This is a genomic window from Entomomonas asaccharolytica (assembly GCF_016653615.1).
In the GTDB taxonomy this organism is placed as follows: domain Bacteria; phylum Pseudomonadota; class Gammaproteobacteria; order Pseudomonadales; family Pseudomonadaceae; genus Entomomonas; species Entomomonas asaccharolytica.
In genome coordinates this window covers 1,701,027-1,719,495 of record NZ_CP067393.1, presented here as the reverse complement: position 1 = coordinate 1,719,495, position 18,469 = coordinate 1,701,027, and the positions used below count along the sequence as shown (strand labels likewise).

At 35.5% G+C, this 18,469-nt stretch carries 14 protein-coding genes; 4 read left to right on the top strand and 10 right to left on the bottom strand.

Annotation, left to right across the window (positions count from 1 at the left end):
* Nucleotides 1-11 precede the first annotated feature (11 nt).
* The 8 genes from JHT90_RS07900 to JHT90_RS07865 are packed head-to-tail and all read right to left on the bottom strand — an operon-like array spanning nt 12 to nt 11,001.
* On the bottom strand, nt 12-1,115 hold the full coding sequence (locus JHT90_RS07900) for an alginate O-acetyltransferase (protein ID WP_201090251.1): 1,104 nt from the start codon (nt 1,113-1,115) through the stop codon (nt 12-14).
* 11 nt (nt 1,116-1,126) lie between these two features.
* Nucleotides 1,127-2,554: an MBOAT family O-acyltransferase gene (locus JHT90_RS07895; RefSeq protein ID WP_201090250.1), complete on the bottom strand. Its 1,428-nt coding sequence runs from the start codon at nt 2,552-2,554 to the stop codon at nt 1,127-1,129.
* 2 nt (nt 2,555-2,556) lie between these two features.
* Nucleotides 2,557-4,020, bottom strand: coding sequence for an ion channel protein AlgE (locus tag JHT90_RS07890; protein ID WP_201090249.1), 1,464 nt, complete (start codon nt 4,018-4,020; stop codon nt 2,557-2,559).
* Nucleotides 4,017-5,480, bottom strand: coding sequence for a sel1 repeat family protein (locus JHT90_RS07885; RefSeq protein ID WP_201090248.1), 1,464 nt, complete (start codon nt 5,478-5,480; stop codon nt 4,017-4,019). Before JHT90_RS07885 ends, JHT90_RS07890 begins: the two co-directional genes overlap by 4 nt.
* 9 nt (nt 5,481-5,489) lie before the next feature.
* Nucleotides 5,490-6,650 (bottom strand): PilZ domain-containing protein, encoded by a 1,161-nt coding sequence (locus JHT90_RS07880; RefSeq protein ID WP_201090247.1) that lies wholly within the window; start codon nt 6,648-6,650, stop codon nt 5,490-5,492.
* Between the two features lie 29 nt (nt 6,651-6,679).
* The gene (locus JHT90_RS07875) at nt 6,680-8,191 is read right to left on the bottom strand and encodes a glycosyltransferase (protein WP_201090246.1); all 1,512 of its coding nucleotides are present in this window, start codon (nt 8,189-8,191) and stop codon (nt 6,680-6,682) included.
* The gene (locus tag JHT90_RS07870) at nt 8,181-9,629 is read right to left on the bottom strand and encodes a mannose-1-phosphate guanylyltransferase/mannose-6-phosphate isomerase (protein ID WP_201090245.1); all 1,449 of its coding nucleotides are present in this window, start codon (nt 9,627-9,629) and stop codon (nt 8,181-8,183) included. The genes JHT90_RS07875 and JHT90_RS07870 overlap by 11 nt, the downstream gene beginning before the upstream one ends.
* 52 nt (nt 9,630-9,681) lie before the next feature.
* Nucleotides 9,682-11,001 (bottom strand): nucleotide sugar dehydrogenase, encoded by a 1,320-nt coding sequence (locus tag JHT90_RS07865; protein WP_201090244.1) that lies wholly within the window; start codon nt 10,999-11,001, stop codon nt 9,682-9,684.
* Nucleotides 11,002-11,360: 359 nt separating this feature from the next.
* On the opposite strand from JHT90_RS07865, the gene JHT90_RS07860 reads away from it, so the two are divergent.
* The 4 genes from JHT90_RS07860 (at nt 11,361) to JHT90_RS07845 (ending at nt 16,695) form a co-directional block, all read left to right on the top strand.
* Nucleotides 11,361-12,251: a siderophore ABC transporter substrate-binding protein gene (locus tag JHT90_RS07860; protein ID WP_201090243.1), complete on the top strand. Its 891-nt coding sequence runs from the start codon at nt 11,361-11,363 to the stop codon at nt 12,249-12,251.
* A gap of 282 nt (nt 12,252-12,533) precedes the next feature.
* Nucleotides 12,534-14,045, top strand: a complete 1,512-nt coding sequence (locus JHT90_RS07855; protein WP_201090242.1) for an ethanolamine ammonia-lyase reactivating factor EutA — start codon at nt 12,534-12,536, stop codon at nt 14,043-14,045.
* A 29-nt stretch (nt 14,046-14,074) separates the two neighbouring features.
* Nucleotides 14,075-16,375, top strand: coding sequence for an ethanolamine ammonia-lyase subunit EutB (eutB, locus tag JHT90_RS07850; protein WP_201090241.1), 2,301 nt, complete (start codon nt 14,075-14,077; stop codon nt 16,373-16,375).
* A gap of 77 nt (nt 16,376-16,452) precedes the next feature.
* Nucleotides 16,453-16,695, top strand: coding sequence for a hypothetical protein (locus JHT90_RS07845; protein WP_201090240.1), 243 nt, complete (start codon nt 16,453-16,455; stop codon nt 16,693-16,695).
* An 8-nt stretch (nt 16,696-16,703) separates the two neighbouring features.
* On the opposite strand, the gene JHT90_RS07840 is transcribed toward JHT90_RS07845, so the two are convergent.
* Together JHT90_RS07840 and JHT90_RS07835 are read right to left on the bottom strand one after the other, a co-directional pair.
* On the bottom strand, nt 16,704-17,060 hold the full coding sequence (locus JHT90_RS07840) for a hypothetical protein (protein WP_201090239.1): 357 nt from the start codon (nt 17,058-17,060) through the stop codon (nt 16,704-16,706).
* A gap of 113 nt (nt 17,061-17,173) precedes the next feature.
* Nucleotides 17,174-18,424 carry a ribonucleotide-diphosphate reductase subunit beta gene (locus JHT90_RS07835; RefSeq protein ID WP_201090238.1) on the bottom strand — a complete coding sequence of 417 codons (1,251 nt, stop codon included), beginning with the start codon at nt 18,422-18,424 and terminating at the stop codon, nt 17,174-17,176.
* Nucleotides 18,425-18,469 lie beyond the last annotated feature (45 nt).

Here is an 18,469-nt window from a genome sequence, read left to right as displayed (position 1 = left end):
ATAACTCCATTTTAAAAGTGTTTGACTTGATTTTCCGTACCTTTCTTATTGTTTCTAAAGCTCTGCACTAATAAGGTACGGACAGGGAACTCCCAAATTACAGTATGGATAGTGGGATCATTAAAATCTGGTTGCTTAAGAAACTCAGCCATTGCTTCAAACGGGCCATTGGCTTCTAAAGCATGGCTAAGAATATCTGTTTGTAATTCTTGTTTAACAAAGCCAACAAAATTCCAATCGTCCATTTTGCTATAACTCGTGCCGACAAGTGCAATAGGGTATTTTTCATCCCCAAATAATGCATTATCAGAGATTTCTTGATTGGTCTGTGTTGTTTCAAAGATGGGTAAATTTACAGGTTGATAGTTTTGTCGAGCAATACTTAAATGAAATTGCATATAGTTCATTAAGTCACCCTTGTGTTCTTTTTCACTGACTTTATTGGTGTTAAATAAAGTATCGTGTTTTAATTTAGGATATTGCTGTGCTATCTGTTTAGCTGCCAAAGATGCACCTTCTGGAGTCCAGTGGGTATCATTACGAATAAACACAGCATCATTTTGCTGTTGCTGAAAGCTAGGTCTAATATCTACTGATGCTATACCTGCTTCATTCAGTTGTTCAATAAACGCATCATAGAGATTGAGGACAACGGCCTTAGGTTCTCTGCTTGTATGGTTATGCTCAATATCTACTTTCATGGGAATAGGTAAGATGATTAGCTTTTGGCCACGCTGTTTTAATTGCTCATCAATTTCTTTTATTTGTTGATATTGTTTATCAAGTTGTGCTGATAAATCATTAACAACTAGATATTCTTGATTGGTGAATAACCAAGCATCTTTGCCTAAAATCACACCACTGGTACCTTCATTAAATACAAGATAGCGTATGTCTGCCCATAGTTTTACAGAGGGTTCTCTGGCAAAAAATTGCTTGTCGTAAAATGTTTCATATTTACGTAACAATTTGCCATCCATAAATAATGACCAATTGTCTGTTTCAGTTTCAGAAAATTTAAAAATAGAAGGGATGGAATAAATAAACATACCCACTATTAATATGATAAATAATATACCGTTTAATTTGCTGGATGATTGTGTTGTAGGGAACATAAACAATCCTCCTAAAATTGGAAATAAAGAAAAGGTGAAAAGGAATTAGCAGCAAGGCTACTAAGCGCCAATAAAAAGCCAGCCCATAAGAGTAAGGAGTTATAGCCTGTAACCCGTTGCATAAAATAATTATCTTTATTGCCTAGGTAATAGCGTTTATTAATAATGCCTGCAATTAATGTCCACAGCACAGTAATACCAAGAAAGGCAACCGTCATTCTGGAACTGCCATAAATATAAATATCTAAATCACCAAAGCCATTTAAACCAAATAATGAACCATAAATATCAATACTATGGTTTAAATTACTGGTGAAGAAGAGTGGCATTGCTAATAAAACTAAAAATACAGCGCGAATGTAGCGGAAGAATTTCCATGGTGTATTCAGTTTAGTTGCCACACCAAACACACGTTCTAATGCCATGCACGTACCTAAGTAGAATCCCCATAGAACCATTGCTGCACTTGCGCCATGCCAGAGGCCAGAAATAGTAAGCGTAAAAATAATAGCCAATAGTGGATTCATTATTTTGTTACGCACTAGCGGCATAAATAAATAGTCCCGCAAATAATGTGCTAGTGTTATATGCCAACGTTGCCAGAACTCTGTAATACTTTGTGAAGCATAGGGTTGGTTAAAGTTTTCAGGAAACTTAAAGCCCATCATTAATGCCAATCCAATAGCCATACAACTATAGCCAGCAAAGTCAAAATATAGCTGTAAACATGAGGCAATTAAGCCAAACCATGCTTCAAAGAAATGTAAGGTATTTTGGCCAAGAAACAGTGCATTAATGCCAGCTAAATTATCGGCAATTAATACTTTCATAATAAACCCTTGAAAGAATCGGCAAACCCCTAAAGAGAATATATCCAATGAGTGTTCACGGTGTTTAAATTGAGGCGCTAATTCACTGTATCTTAAAATGGGACCAGCCACTAAGTGAGGGAATAGGGAAACGAAAGCGGCAAAATCAATAAAACTTTTAGTGGGAACAGCATTTTTGCGATATATATCTACAATATAGCTTAAGGCATGGAATACATAGAAGGAAATGCCTAAAGGTAATAGTATATTGGCGAGGGTAAAGGTATTAAAACCTAAAGGTTCTAATACAGTGTTAATAATTTCAACACCAAAATTAACGTATTTAAAATAGCCTAGTGTAGCTAGATCACCTATTACACCTATCCATAATAATCTTAATGCAGCTTTTTTATTATTTTTATCCAGTTGCTTTTTAATAAGTAACCCAAGCCAAAAGTTCCATGCGGTAATACCCACAAAAAGTAGCAGAAAATCTGGACGCCACCATGCATAGAAAAGATAGCTAGCAATAACAATAACAGTAGAGCGCCAACTGGCTTTTACTGAATAGTAAACAATAAAAAAAGTTGGCAAATATAAAAATAGAAAAACGTTCGAAGCAAATATCATTGTTAGTACCTAAAAACCAAACCTAGTGTAATTTGATAATCGTCACCTACCTTTCTAGCAGCACTGCCACTTCTAAAGTAACTTAGGTTGAGCAATGTACTCATACTGAAATGTTTTCCTTGATAGTTATAAGGGAACATTTGCCAGTAATAATTGACATCAAATACTTGTCCCACGGATTTACTGCTGGAGTAATTGTTATTAGCTATTCGCTCATTGCGATCACGGCTTATTTCTTGGTTTACGCGAATAGGTAAGCCAGCTGAGCTATTACGCAGCTTAATATCGCTAATACGAAAATCTATTCGGCTACGATCAGCAGGGTTGGTCTGAATACCTATGCCATAGAACATTAAGTTGCTCATATCTAACCTAACAAATGAGCTGACTAAACGGGTACTATAGCTACCAGGCGTTGTTAAACGGTCTGTTTGGATTCTATTAAGTTGATAGCCATGGTATTGATCTTTTGGATTATCCGTAAGGCCGCCATAAACAAATACTCTAGGTGTCCAAGGAGCATTATCAAAGCGTTTACCCACTTCACCTAATAACAACCATCCATTTATAGAGTTTTTTTCAGTATTATAATTGTCATCAATTGTTCGTCTTTTTCCTTGCATTCGAACAAATTCAACGTGGTAGTCATTAAACAGGGGAGAGACCCGTTGATCGTCACCCTTCATGAAAACCCCTATACGACTTCCTTTAAAGTCATTGGTGTCATTAATATGTTTACCTGAATAATCGTTTTCATAGAGGAAACGTGTACCAAGCCAGTTACGCGCACTCCATTGCCACTCATATTGTCCCATGACATAAACAATCTTTTTATCTTGTTCGTCTAATTTGTTAACGTCAGTATTATAGTTCCAGAATTTCTGACTAACTGCTAAAAAACCAGAGCTAAGGGTATTGTTATAGTCAAATCTGATTGACTCTAAACTGTCATCCCACCAAATACCATATTTATCATAGAAACGTTGTCTACCTGCAGTAACAGAAAATCTAGGATCATCCCATAATAGGCCACGACGAATATAAAACTCTCTTAATTCAGCATAGCCATAACGAGGTCGTTTACTGCTTTGGGTATTTTCATAGTTTCCACCATCTTCTTGTAGGGATGGCGAGTAATACTTGGAATCATAGTTTATCCATGCGCGAGTATAGAAAGTCCATTTTGGCCATTTTTGCTCAGGGGAAAACCAATAAAAAGAAGGTTCATATCTAAAGCTATAGAAGTTTTTACGGTCACTGCCTAATGCTGAGTTTTCAGGGCCTCTACCTAACTGTGTGGTTACTTTGTTATAAAACAATGAGGTGACAGGAGGTAATTGTCCATCAACTAATTGCGCTGGCACTTCACCAATATCAGCAAAGGCGTTTTCTTCTTCTGCCCATGTATTGAAAATAGGGGAAAAAATTATTATCCATGAACAGGGTATTTTAATTAGCCATTTCATAGTTGATACTCCTTGGCTAGTTGTTTATATAAAGAAAGTCCTTGTTGTTCTTCTTGTTTTGTCATGTCGTTCATTAATTGTTTTTTTAGTCCAGAAGCTCTGAACTCTCCTAACTCATAAGCTAATAATACGTAAGCATAGGCTTTGGCTTTATCTCGGCAAATAGCTCGCCCTTGATAGTAAATACCTGCGATAACATAGAAGGCGGATGGGTATCCTTTTTTAGCTTCATTTTCTAATATGGCTAGTGCTCGATGCTGATCGGGTTCATCCAAGACACCTCGACTATAGAGAGTAGATAACAACATATTGGCAGAAGGGTATTGTTCTTGCTGCAATTGTTGAATCAGTTCATAACTTTTAGGTGGATTAAGGGTATTCCAACTACTTACCATAGAAACTGATACTGTTAATGCTTTCGCATTTTGTGGTTGAGTTGCAGCTATTCTTTCAATCAAACCCAGTGCTTCTTCAGGGGTATAATTGGTAGGTAATGAGGTCATTTTATTAACCTTTGATACCATGGCAGGAACCCAGTTACGTTCGATAGCGTTATCTAGCCAAAAGTTAATCTCATTTTCATCTTTAGTAGCCTGCTCTGTTATCTGTTTACGTGAGATTTCGGTTTGTGCTTTGGCTTGTTCCCACGCTAATCCTGTTAAATGCTTATTTTTCTCATAAGTTTGCCTAGCCTTTAAAATAGCTAAGCTACGTTGAGTTAAGAAAATAGTATCTAATACAGAGGCAATGCTGTGGACAGTAGTTACTGGTAAACTATTTACTTGATCTTGTAAACTCCTTGTATACTGAGGAAATAAGGTATCTTGCTTATCACCTAACAGTTTGTAATAACGGAAAACAGCACGACTATCACTAAAAAAAGCTTTTTCATAAAGTTGTAATGCTAATACTTTATTACCTTGTTGTTCTGCTAATACAGCTTTATAAAGTTCTGGACGACAAAAAGCTAAACAAGAGGATTGATAAAGAGCGATTAGTTTTTCCGCTTGTTTGTTATTAATAAAGTTTGGATAAGTGACAAAAACTTCTAACGTTGCAGTAACGGTTTGTGGATCCCTTGTTAATGGATATTGTTGTATAGATTTTTTTATGTAGCTTGCTTGTTTTTTACGTAAACGGGTATTGTTATCTAATACTCTAGCCATTGCAGTAAGAGCAGGTATTTCACCATGCCCTTCAGCAAATGCTTTTTTAAATAGCTCTAAAGCATCTGTGCTATTAGCCATGCTATTTTTTTGAACAAGTAGATTACCCAGTAATAGCATTGACTGCCTATCGCCAAACTTTGCTAGTTTTGTTAGATCTTCCATTACGTCAGCATTCGGATCTTTAAATAAGGCATAACGTATTTCATTTAAACCACGGTTAGCGAATGCAACATTGATGGTTGAAGCAGTTGTTGCAAACAAGATACAAAAGTAAATAATCCCTTTTTTCATAACTTTTTCCTAAAAAGTAAAAGGTAATCCTAAGAATAAGCTCACAGATACTGGTTGCTGATAACTTTCTTTAGGCAATGGCTTATTAGGTTCAATAAATAAAACAGTACTTTGGGTACGATTATCAATTTGTGATCTAAAAACTTTTCCTTCAATGGTTTCAGTACTGTTATAGACATTGATGCTGATACGGCTTATTTTGTTTAGATTATTTAATTTGCCGTAAGGTATCGTTGCTTTTACATAAAGCTTTTCGTTTTTGGGTACTAAGTATAATAAAGGAGATTCTTTATAGGAAAAGCCTTTTGGAATAGGGTATGGGTAGAAAACATCACAGTCACAAGGACTATTGATAACTGTTTCTACCGTGGTTTTAGCAAGTAACTGATTGGTTTCTTCAAGGGTTAATTTATCTAATAGTTGCAAATCAGATGATTTTGTAAAATGAGTGGCAAGCTGTGTAGAAATATTAACCAGTGGTTCACCATCAATGACTGAAGTTTGATTGGCTTTAATGAGCAGCTTAAGGTAGCCATTATCTGGCATACTAATGGTGTAAGTATCTGCACTGACAACTGCTTCAGTAGGTGTTAAGGTAAAAAATAATAGATAGCTTTTATAAAGTACAAAACTTAATGCTAATAACCCTACCATAGCAAATAACATGGTGCCTAGAATGGCTTTCAGCCTTTCTGCTATGGTTCTTTGAGTGGCATCTTTGATTTTACGGCTTTTAATATAATTCTCACGTTGCATGATATTAAACAGGCCGCTAATATCAACAACCTCACCAGAGGTATAAGCAACAATCAGATAACGCAAAATATCACATTTACCTGCATCTAAATCTATAAACTGGCAACCATATTTATGATTAGTGCGTGATATTACTTTTAATGTTACTTCAATCCGTATTTCAAGGGAATTCATTGGCAGAGAGATAAGTGAGCGTAGTAAAGTGCCTTTTGGTATTTCTCCATAATGTTTAAAAGAGATGCCGCCTAGAGAAACATCTTCTATATCTGTTTCTGTAATAAACTCTTGATTATCTTCCCGTGTAATAGTTACTTTGGCAGGGATTTTTGTACGAATATGTTGACGTTCATCTAGTGCCTCATGCACTATTTTAGGTCCTCCTTGACTGCCTGTTGGTGTAGTTTTGTTGTCCATAATATTCTTCAATTAACTCACGGTTTAAATTATTTATTGATATCTATAGCTAAATAGACAATGCCAAGAAAAATGACAATAGCCGATAGCATAGCTATCTTTGATGTCCAGCGATTTAGTTTTGTATCAAAGCTAATATTTTGATTTAAAGTGGTTTTTTGTCGTGTCCATTGTTGTCTATCTAAGTGAAATACGGCGTTAATCTTCATCATTGAGCCAATGATTTGGTTGTAATAAAGTGCAAAAGGGTATAACGGATCGACAGGGTGCTTAGAAAATACAAATAACATACATACAATGCTTCGAGTGATAAGTATCCATAAAAAATAAATATAGAGAAATTGGATACTAATCATTAGCGAAGCAATCAGCGCTACAGCTAGCCCAAATAAACTAGTCCACATGGAAACACGTTGATCGTAGAGGACGTATAAAGTAAATAGACCTAATTGTTGTCGTAGTAATTTGACCGCTCTAAAATTTTGTCTTAATGAGTTTCCATACCAACGAAACATAAGTTGACGGGTTGCTTTTAGAAAATATTTACTAGGGGGATGTTCAACTGTTAGGGTATAGCTATCAGGCACATAGAATGTATCCCAGCCTGCACGTTTTAAGCTAAACCAAGAGGACTTATCGTCACCTGTTAGAAATTGAAATTTACCTAATCGCCAATGCTGTAAATAATCGGCTTCCACATCTTTAATAAAATCAAGATCCATCATTAAATTAGCACGGAAAAAGGAGAGCCGACCAGTTAGTGTTAAAACCTGATGGCTTAATGACATAGAACACATACTGATATGACGCTGTACAAAGCGCATGTTATGCCAACTGGTTAATAATCTACCACCTTTAACAATACAGTATTCATTAGTGGTCATACCGCCTACATTTGGTAATAGTGCGAATAATCGGCAGGCTCTATCTACACAGCCAGGCAGCATCATGGTATCGCCATCCACTACACAAGCAACGTCATGTTGGGTGGGGGCACGTCTTGATAAGGCTCTAAAAGCGTGCGCAAGACCATCTCTTTTACCCGTACCTCTAGCTCTTACAATGACTAAGGTAATATCAGATCGGTCTTTAATTTCTTCACGCATAATCTGTTTAATAAAATACTCATCACCTGCCTCAACAATAGAGGCAATGATGGTACTAGCAACAGGTATGCTTTTTAATTCTTGAAAGATAGATTGGTAAACTTTATAGGTTGTTTCAGGTGGAATACGAAAGCTCGTTACTACCATAAAAATATGAGAGGGTAATGCTTTATCCCCCATTTTATTGGCCAGTTTGCGAAGTCTTGGAAATGACCAGTATAGGAAGTACATACCACGCATATAGTGTAGGATGTTATTGCTATAGCGCCATGTACCTACAACACCAATTAAAAAAATAAATTGATGGCTATTGGCGTCTAAATATTCCTTGTCCACAAGCGAGGCAAGAAAAATAATAAGGGTTAATAACATCAGCCAGCCAAATGTTTTTGACCAAAATTGGTTTTTTGACTTAGCTACAAAGTTAGCGCTCATTAACCAATTTCTCCTTGGTTGCTGAGACTACATTTAAACGTCCATAACGATCTTCAAATCTTTGAATATCATCTTCACCAAGATAACTACCCGATTGAATCTCAATAACTTCTAATGGTATATGGCCAGGGTTAGATAAACGATGGACGGATGTAATGGGGATATAAGTCGACTGATTTTCAGAAAGAATAAACTCTTTATCATCACGAGTAATTAACGCAGTACCTGTTACGATAACCCAGTGTTCAGCTCTATGATGATGCATTTGCAAAGATAAGGTAGCACCTGGGTTTACTGTAATGCGTTTAACTTGAAATCTATTGCCGTAGTCAATGGTTTCATAACAGCCCCAAGGTCTATAAACTAAGTTATTAGTTTCTGATTCTGGCCGTTTAGCTTGCTTTAATTGGTTAACTAACTCTTTAATACTCTGTGCATTATCACGATGGGCAACCAGTACCGCATCAGGTGTTTCTACCACAAGTAGATTTTCTACTCCCAATAGGGTAACTAATCGTTTAGATGAAAACGCTAAGTTATTTTTGCTATCTTTTACAATAACATCGCCGTGCGTTACATTTCCTTGCTTATCTTTATCACTAATTTCCCATAAAGAACTCCATGCACCAATATCATTCCATCCTGAGTCGAGCGGAATCAGGGTTGCTTTCTGTGTTTTTTCCATAACGCTATAATCAATGGAATCATCGGGACATTGCGCAAAGGTTTTAGCATCAATATAGAGGAATTGGTCTTTGAATTGGCTAGCTTGCAAGGTTTGTTGGCATGCTTCATAAATAGCAGGTGAATATTGTTGAAGTTCTTGCAAATAAGTACTGCATTTAAAAACAAACATACCACTATTCCAGTAGTAGTTGCCTTGCTCGATAAAAGATAGCGCTGTTTTAGCATCAGGTTTTTCTATAAATTGTTCAACCTTAAGAGCAGGGGAGTTATTTGCTGTTGATGGATGGCATTTTATATAGCCAAAACCTGTTTCAGGCTTGTCCGCTTTAATGCCAAATAATACCAGTTGACCCTGTTCTGCCACTTGTTCTGCAATAGCTAATGCTTGATGAAAACGAGTTTTGTCTTGAATAAAATGATCCGCAGGTAATACCACCAAGGTTTCATCTCTACCTTGCTCCAGTAGCATCATGGCTGTTAAAGCTACCGCAGGCGAAGTATTTCGACCAAAAGGTTCTAATAATATACTTTCAGCTTGAGCATCAATCTGAGCTAATTGTTCAGTGACAATAAAGCGATGTGCTTCATTGCATACAATAATAGAACTTGTCGTTTTAGTATCCAGCCTTAATAGTGTGTCTTGCAATAAGGTTTTGTCAGTTAATAATGATAAAAACTGTTTTGGATACTGTCCCCGTGATAGCGGCCAAAGGCGTGAGCCATTTCCACCAGACAAAATTACTGTAATCAACGTTAGTCTCCTACTAAAAGTAAGCAATCAATAGCTAATAACTGCGTTTAAACTACCAACAAATACCCTCTTGTTTCGTAGAGTGAGTTTTATCTAATTGAGGAAGGAAACCTACAAGATCAAGTACTTGTTTATCTTCATCTATATTTTGAAGAATTTCTCCAAAATCCTTATTATTATTGCCTAGAATAATAATATCTGAAGAGCTAACAGCCTCTTCTAAATTTTTGGTAAGTAGACACGATATATGTGGAATCTTAGATTCTATATATTCCTTGTTAGCTCCAAAAACTCTGGCAAATTCAACATTATGATCGTAAATTTTTAGTTCATATCCTTTGCCAATTAGTATTTCAGCAAGTTCAACCAATGGACTTTCCCGTAAGTCATCTGTACCCGCTTTAAAGCTTAGGCCAAGCATAGCTACTTTACGTTTGCCATAGCTATCAATAATGTCAAAAGCATTACGAACTTGTTGTGTATTGCTATTCATCACTGATGACAACATAGGAGTGATTACATCGAGTTGTGAAGCTCTATAGTTCAAAGCACGCATATCTTTTGGTAGACAAGAACCACCAAATGCAAAGCCAGGCTTCATATAATAGCTAGAGATATTGAGTTTATTATCTTGGCATACGATGTTCATCACTTCTCGACCATCTACACCACAAGCTTTTGCGATATTACCAATCTCATTAGCAAAAGTAACTTTTACAGCATGCCAAACATTGCAGGTATATTTGATCATTTCTGCCACTTCAATAGGTCTGCGTAAAATAGGTGCATCAAGATCAGAGTATAAGGCTTCAAGTAAATCACCAGATTTACTATCTAGTTCACCAATGACAGTGATAGGGGGATAATCATAATCAGCAATAGCAGTACTTTCTCTTAAAAACTCTGGGTTTGTGGCAATACCAAAGTCAATACCTGCTCTTTTGCCAGAAGTGGCTTCTAAGATTGGAATAACTATGTTTTTTACTGTACCAGGTAATACAGTGCTGCGAACAACAACACTATGGTAATTAGCTTTATTTCTAAGCGCTTGTCCTATTTGCTCACAGACATTCTGTAAGTGAGAAAGGTCTAAATCACCATTTCGTTTGCTAGGTGTTCCTACACAGATCAAAGAGATATCTGAATTATTAATAGCTTTAGCTACATCCCTGGTACCTGTCAAACGCTTTTGTTTAACTGCTTCAGCTAATAGTTCTTCTAATCCAGGTTCTACAATAGGAGATTTACCTTGATTAATTAAATCAATTTTAGCTGCATGTACATCTACACCAACTATTTCATGATTACGCTTTGACAGGCATGCAGCACAAACAACACCAACATACCCTAAGCCAAAAATACTTATACGCACGTCTGCTCCTTAATCCTTGTGATAGTCCTACAGCATTCCTGAACTTATCAATCCAAATAAGTTTTTATTCAAGTCGTTATATTCTTATAACTCTTTCATTCTAAACCAAAATAAAAAAGTCAATTAACAAATAGGATAAAATTGTGAAAAAAATCACAAAAAGAGAAAGGATTAATAGAATATTTTATTGCGGTATAGTATAAGCGCCTAAAATTAATAGGTTTTTTTTGATTTATGGCTTTTTTTAAGAGTGTCTTTTTATGCCTTTAAACTTCAATATTGCAATCGTTCTATTAAAATAAAAATTGCTTCTTTTTAGATTTTAAATGATAATCATTCCCTTTTATATGGGGTTTTTTATGCGTCGGATTATCAAAATAGGATTGATTATTTCATTATTAATGAGTGGATTAGCGTCAGCAAATGAAATAGATAAAACAAAAATGCCAATTAATCCTAAAAATGTCGTATCTTTTGATTTAGGGATTGTTGATAGTTTAGATAAGCTAGATGTAGCGGTGAAGGCGTTGCCAAAACAAAGTTTACCTAGTTATTTAGATCATTATAAAGCTGATCAATATATAGATGTAGGTGGTTTGAAAACACCTAATATTGAAAAAATAAAAGAGGTTAAGCCAGAATTAATTATTATTTCAGGCAGACAACAAGCTCAGAGTAAAGAGCTAGCAGCTATTGCGCCCACGGTTAATCTAACTATTAACCCTAAAGATTATGAAAATTCATTTAAAAATAATATGTTATTTTTAGCAAAAACCTTTGATAAACAGCATCAAGTTAATGCAGCTTTGCAAGCATTAGACAAACAAGCAGCTACTATTCAACAACAAGCTAAACAATCTAATAATAAAGCACTTATTGTAGTTCATTATAAGGATAAGTTAGTGGCTTCTGAACAGAGTAATTATGCTGGTCTGATTCATGGTTGGTTGGGTATTAAACCTGTAAGTTTAGAAAGTGTTAGAAAGGGTAATAGTGCAGATAAGTTAATGCTAACTAATAAAGATGTTGCTTATTTAAATCCTGATATTTTATTTGTTATTGATCGTAATGAAGCAATAGGAGAGGGTAAGTTAGATAAAAATGCTGTAGAAGATAGCACTATGCAAGCAGCCAATGCTTATAAAAATAAACATATTATCTATTTAACACCTGATCTTTGGTATTTATCTGGCGGTGGTTTAGAAAGCTTAAAATTACAAATGGAAGAAGTAGCAAAAGCATTTCAATAATATGCTAACGATAAAAAGCCCTAATTATTAGGGCTTTTTACGAAAACTTAACAATTATTTAATAAAAATAATAAAGAATATTAGTCACTATTGGTTTTTGTTATTTTAGACTTAGCGCAATAATTCTTTTAATAAAAATTTATTTGCCAATATTTGATATTGTTAAATAAAAAAGTTTATTAGTCTGCCTAAAGTTATTTTAGTTGCTATAAATAATTTTCTTGTAAAGACAATGGAATTTGTTATTTTGAAATAGACAGTGCAAAGTAAAAGGAAGTGTTTATGACCTTGGAAAAAGGTATACCACAAACTACTTTTGCTACTTCTCCATGCAGAGTAAGTAATAGTCACGCAGTGTCTAAAAACTCCTCTGTACTGCTGCTTGGCTTAGATTTTGGTTCAACCACAAGCAGTGCATTAGTTGCTCGTTCTCATATTCTTACCAATAGTATTACGGGTAATATGGAGCTAGGCGATATCAAAATAATTTTTCGTTCCGATATTGTTTTAACCCCTTTTATTAATGACCATATTGATGAAAGCAAAATAACACAACTATTAAACTTATGGTTTGAACAATGTGGTTATCAAGCTGAAGATTTTTTTGCTGGTGGTGTGATTATCACAGGGTTAGCGGCAAGACAGAAAAACGCAGAATTTTTGGCCAAATTAATTGAAGATCGAATGGGTGAAATCTTAGTTGCTACAGCAGATGATCCTAATTTTGAATCATGGTTAGCCTTTATGGGAGGTTGTGGTGCTTTAAGTCGTTATCGTAGCACTACACCTATTGTAAATTTAGATATTGGTGGTGGCACTACTAATCCCGCCATTGGTCTTAATGGCAAAGTTATCCATACAGGTTGTTACTTTATAGGCGCAAGACATATACAGTTTGAAGCTGGTAGTTATCGGATTCGCGCTTTAACGCCAGAAGCTATTACTTTATTTAAACGTCTAAACATCCATAAACAGGTTAATGATGTACTAGCCTTAGAAGAAGTTAATAGTTTTTTAGCCTTCTATGTACAAGCCTTAGAAAATATTGCACAAGGTAATATTGCATTCTTTAATTCTGCTGAATTATTACCGTTACAACAAGTTGCTTTTAGCTATGAATTAACATCTAACCCAGTAGCCATTACTTTTTCAGGCGGTGTTGGAGAATTAATTTATCAAGCAATGGCAGGAAAAAGTTTACCTAGCACTACATTTTATGGTGATTTAGGAATTGATCTTGCTAAAGCGATCATAGCTTCTCCCATATTATCTCGCTCATTAACTACAATTATTCCCGAAAATGAAGGTAGAGCTACTGTCTACGGATTAGCTCTGCACAGCACTGAGGTTTCTGGTGCTACTTTATATTTGCCAGATCCCTCTGTTTTACCCATAAAACATTTACCTATTGTAAGTCGTTGTTCAGGGGATATCAGTAAACCAGAGTTATATGAAGCGTTAAAGCTCATTTGCCAAAACCATATGGGAGGTTGCTTACAAATCTTTATTGCAGACTCGATAGGTTATCGTACTGACAAAGTAAAGATGATTCGTACATTAGGCCAGATGTTCTATGAAATATTAGAGGAATTACAGCCTGCTAACAATCTACCTATAGTCGTGCTAGTTGATTGCAATATAGGTAAAAGTCTAGGTGCTTATGCTACGCAATGGGGAAAATTACTATTAAATTTAATAGTTATTGATGAAGTTCTATTAAAAGATGCTAGCTTTGTTAATTTAAGAAGGCAACATCAGCAAGTCATACCTATTTCTTTTTATGGAATTAAATAAATTACTACCTTTATGATGGATTAGTTATTATGAATAACCAACAATTTGATGAAATCGTAAACAAAGTAGTGGCTGCTTTAGCCGCTAATGGAGTAGGTTCAGCTGAGCAAGCTAGTAATAGTTCAGCAACCTTCCTCTATTCAACAGAGTTACCTTGCTTAGCTGATATCTATGTACCTAAGCCTAGCCTAAGCCATACTTATCAAACCGAATTGTTAGGACTGCATTATTCGTTTAAAGATTTAAAACAACTACTAGGAAATGCAGATATTAGTAAAGCAGGGGATCGTGTTGCTAACTTAACCGCTACTGATGAAGCAACTAGAGAAGCAGCAAGAACCATATTATCTGATTTAACCTTACAACATATTTTTGATAATCCCTTAACAGATAATAATGGCAAAATTGATTCAGTAATGCGGGTAAACTACGTAATCGATCATACGGTTTTTGAAGAAATAGCACCGCTTACTGTTGGTGAGTTTAAAGATCTGTTAATGCGTTCTACAGGTAATGAAATACGTCGTTATGGTACAGCCTTAACAGGTGTTATGGCAGCAGCACTGACCAAATTATTAGATGTGCATGAAATGATTTTTTTAGCGCGTAAACTAAAGACAGGCGCTACTGCTAAAGCAAGAACATTATTAGGATTACCAGGCACCCTTTCAACACGCCTACAGCCGAACCATCCAACTGATAATCTCGACAGTATCACCATGTTACTTTATACAGGGTTAAGTATGGGTACAGGTGATTGCATGTTTGGTTTAAACCCTGCTGTTGATACCGTTGATAATATTAATGCGATATTAAATCATTTTAATAAGGTTCGTGAAAAGCTAGGCGTGCCTACCCAAATTTGTGTGCTTTCTCATATTAAGACACAGCTTGAATGTTTAGCTTCTGGAGCACCTGTAGAAATCATGTTCCAAAGTATTGCAGGCACAGAAGCAGTATTAACAGAAGAATTTGATGTGACAGTAGACTTATTAGATAAAGCCTACATGATAATGAAAGAACAAGGCCCTTTAAAAGATATTGCTAACAATTGGATGTATTTTGAAACAGGGCAAGGTAGTGAAGTTAGTTATAACAAGCATAATGGCATTGATATGACGACTACTGAAGCACTTTGTTATGGTCTAGCGCGTCGCTATAAACCTTTTATGGTAAATAATGTAACAGGCTTTATTGGTCCTGAAACTCATCTTGATAATTTTGAAATGATCTATTCAAATCTACAAGATCATTTAATGGGTAAATTACTTGGCTTACCAATGGGAATGGCGCCTTGCTTTACGTTACATTCAAAAGTAACTACAGAAGGTCAGCAAATGGCTATTGAGCTATTAACCGCTGCTGGAGCTAACTACTATATGGATGTTTATTTAAACACAGACAGAATGTTAGCTTATTTTGATACCAGTGGCCATGATGACCAAACCATGCGTGAAATTTACAATTTAAAACCAGCGCCTGAATATTTACGTTGGTGTGTTGAAAAAGGTATTTTTATAGAAGATCAAGACGGCAATATTCAACGTGGCCCTAATTGGGGTAATCCCAGAATATTCTGTAGCAGTGATAGTGAGTATCAACGCTTGAAAGAGAATTTACCTGCTTCTTACGGTTTTGAAAATGCAGGGCCACGTCCTGCTAATAAAGTGACACGATTACTAAGAGCTAATCAGGCGATTGCTAGAGAAGCTATCTATGCAGATCTACAGCAAGAAAAACTGGGTGATATTCAGTACCGTGTATTAAGCACAGATGCGGCTGATAAAGAGAGCCATCTAAATAATGCAGAGTTAGGTAGTCATTTATCGCAAGAATCACGTAATAAACTAACTTCAGAAAATAATGATATTCAAATTATTGTTTCTGATGGTCTTAGTGCTGAGGCGACCCACCATAATATTATTGAGTTATTACCTGTATTGATGGATGGTTTAAAAGCCAAAGGCTTTACCATGGGGCAACCTATGCTAATACCATATGGCCGCGTAAAACTAGCTGAAGATGTTGGTAATGTTGTTAATGCAAAAATTGTTGTTAACTTATTAGGTGAGCGTCCAGGTGGTGATGCATTAGCTTCTCGTAGTTTATCAGCTTATTTAAATTATCATATTACTGATGATGCAACTCGTCAGGCTGCGATTAAATTTAGTGGTAATGCTGATATTCAATACGAAGTATCAGTCGTGTCTAATATTTATGCAGGAGGTTTACCACCCATGGAAGCGGCTAGTGTGTTAGTAGAATTTATTGCTGATATGCATCGCTTAAAAGCAGGGGGTAATCGGTTGGAATCATTGAGAAAACGTTAGTTTATAATCAGTGGGAGATTAAAGGCTGCCACTTATTAGTTATATTTCATAGTTTTGAAGCAAAGGAGTATCAATCAGTGAAAAAGATTAAGATAGAAAAAACAGTAGCAGGTGAGTTAATAGAAAAATTTGAGATACCTGTATTATTACTTAATTTATCTGCTAAATTTCTTCCACAAGCCGCCTTAAAAGAGCTTGAAGAAAGAGGAATTGATATTAATACCATGCTAGAAGTAGCAAAGGCCGATGGAAAATTTGCTTCAAATGTTGAAGTGATTGAAAATAATATTAAGACAAATGTCTTTATTTCTTTAGTTTAGCAAGATATTTAGTCTTTTTTATTTTTTAATGCAGTAGCATATTTTTCAACAATATAATTGTATTCGCCTTGTTGTGTACCACTTGGGTCTAACGACAATATGGTATTTTCTCCTGTATCATCATAATCATACATGGCAATATCTAAGCCAAGCTTTTTATTAAGATAATGATAAACATTCTTACGTTGCCTAACACTGACAGGGTAATCTTCTCTTATTTGTTTAATGGTAAGGATTACTTTTTGTTTTATCCTCATCTCATCATTAACAGGCATTTCTTGTTTTGGTAACTCTCTTTGAAGATTTGTTTGATAAGAGTTATTTTTTTTAAATGTGTTTTTTAATTTACTTAATATATCTAACATATAGTCCTTCCCTTACAGTAAAAATAGTATAGGGTTTTTTATATTATATATAGTAAATTAGTATAATAAAAGAAAGGTGCTAAATTAGCACCTTTTTTGATAAGAGGATATTATTAATCCCACGTTAAGGCACCACCTGTTTGGTACTCAATAACACGGGTTTCAAAGAAATTTTTCTCTTTCTTAAGATCCATCATTTCACTCATCCAAGGGAACGGATTGGTCACATTGGGGAATTCTTCTTTTAAACCAATTTGTACAAGGCGACGGTTAGCAATGAATTTTAAGTATTCTTCCATCATACTAGCATTCATGCCTAATACACCACGAGGCATAGTATCACGCGCATATTCAATTTCTAATTGAGTACCTTGTAATAGCATCTGACGGGCATCATCTTTCATACCCTCATCCCATAAGTGCGGATTTTCGATTTTGATTTGATTAATCATATCAATACCAAAATTCAAATGCATGGATTCATCACGTAAGATATATTGGAATTGTTCTGCAACACCAGTCATCTTATTACGACGACCCATTGAAAGGATTTGGCTAAAACCGCAGTAGAAGAAGATACCTTCTAAAACACAATAGTAAGCAATTAGATTACGCAAAAATTGCTTATCAGTTTCTACAGTACCTGTTTTAAACGTAGGATCAGAAATAGAGCGAGTATATTTTAAGCCCCATGCCGCTTTTTTAGCCACTGAAGGCACTTCGCGGTACATGTTAAATACTTCACCTTCATCCATGCCTAACGATTCAATACAATATTGATAAGCGTGAGTATGAATAGCTTCTTCAAAGGCTTGGCGTAAAATATATTGGCGACATTCTGGATTAGTAATTAAGCGATAAGTAGCTAATACTAAGTTGTTGGCTACTAATGAGTCAGCAGTTGAGAAGAAACCAAGATTACGCATTACTATACGACGTTCATCTTCAGTTAAACCATCTTGGCTTTTCCAAAGTGCAATATCTGCTGTCATATTAATTTCTTGTGGCATCCAGTGGTTAGCACAACCATCTAGGTATTTTTGCCATGCCCAATCATATTTAAAAGGCACTAATTGATTTAAATCTGCACGGCAGTTGATCATTTGCTTATCATCAACTTGTACACGGCCTGAAGTACCTTCTAAATCATCAAGACCTTCTTGAATATCTAGTTCATCAAGAGCCGCTTTAGCTCTTCTAACATCTTCTGAATCTTCAGCATGAACAGCACGGGCTTCCATGGCTAAATCATCACCCACATGGTTTAGTTGTTCTTCTGAAGTATTGTTAGCAGTATTTGCTGCTGCCGATTTAGTGGATTTTTTAGGTGCTTCCTCACTATCAAAATCATCCCAACTTAACATAAGTTAATCTCCTGAGTGGTAAGCACTATCGAGCTAGATAGTGCT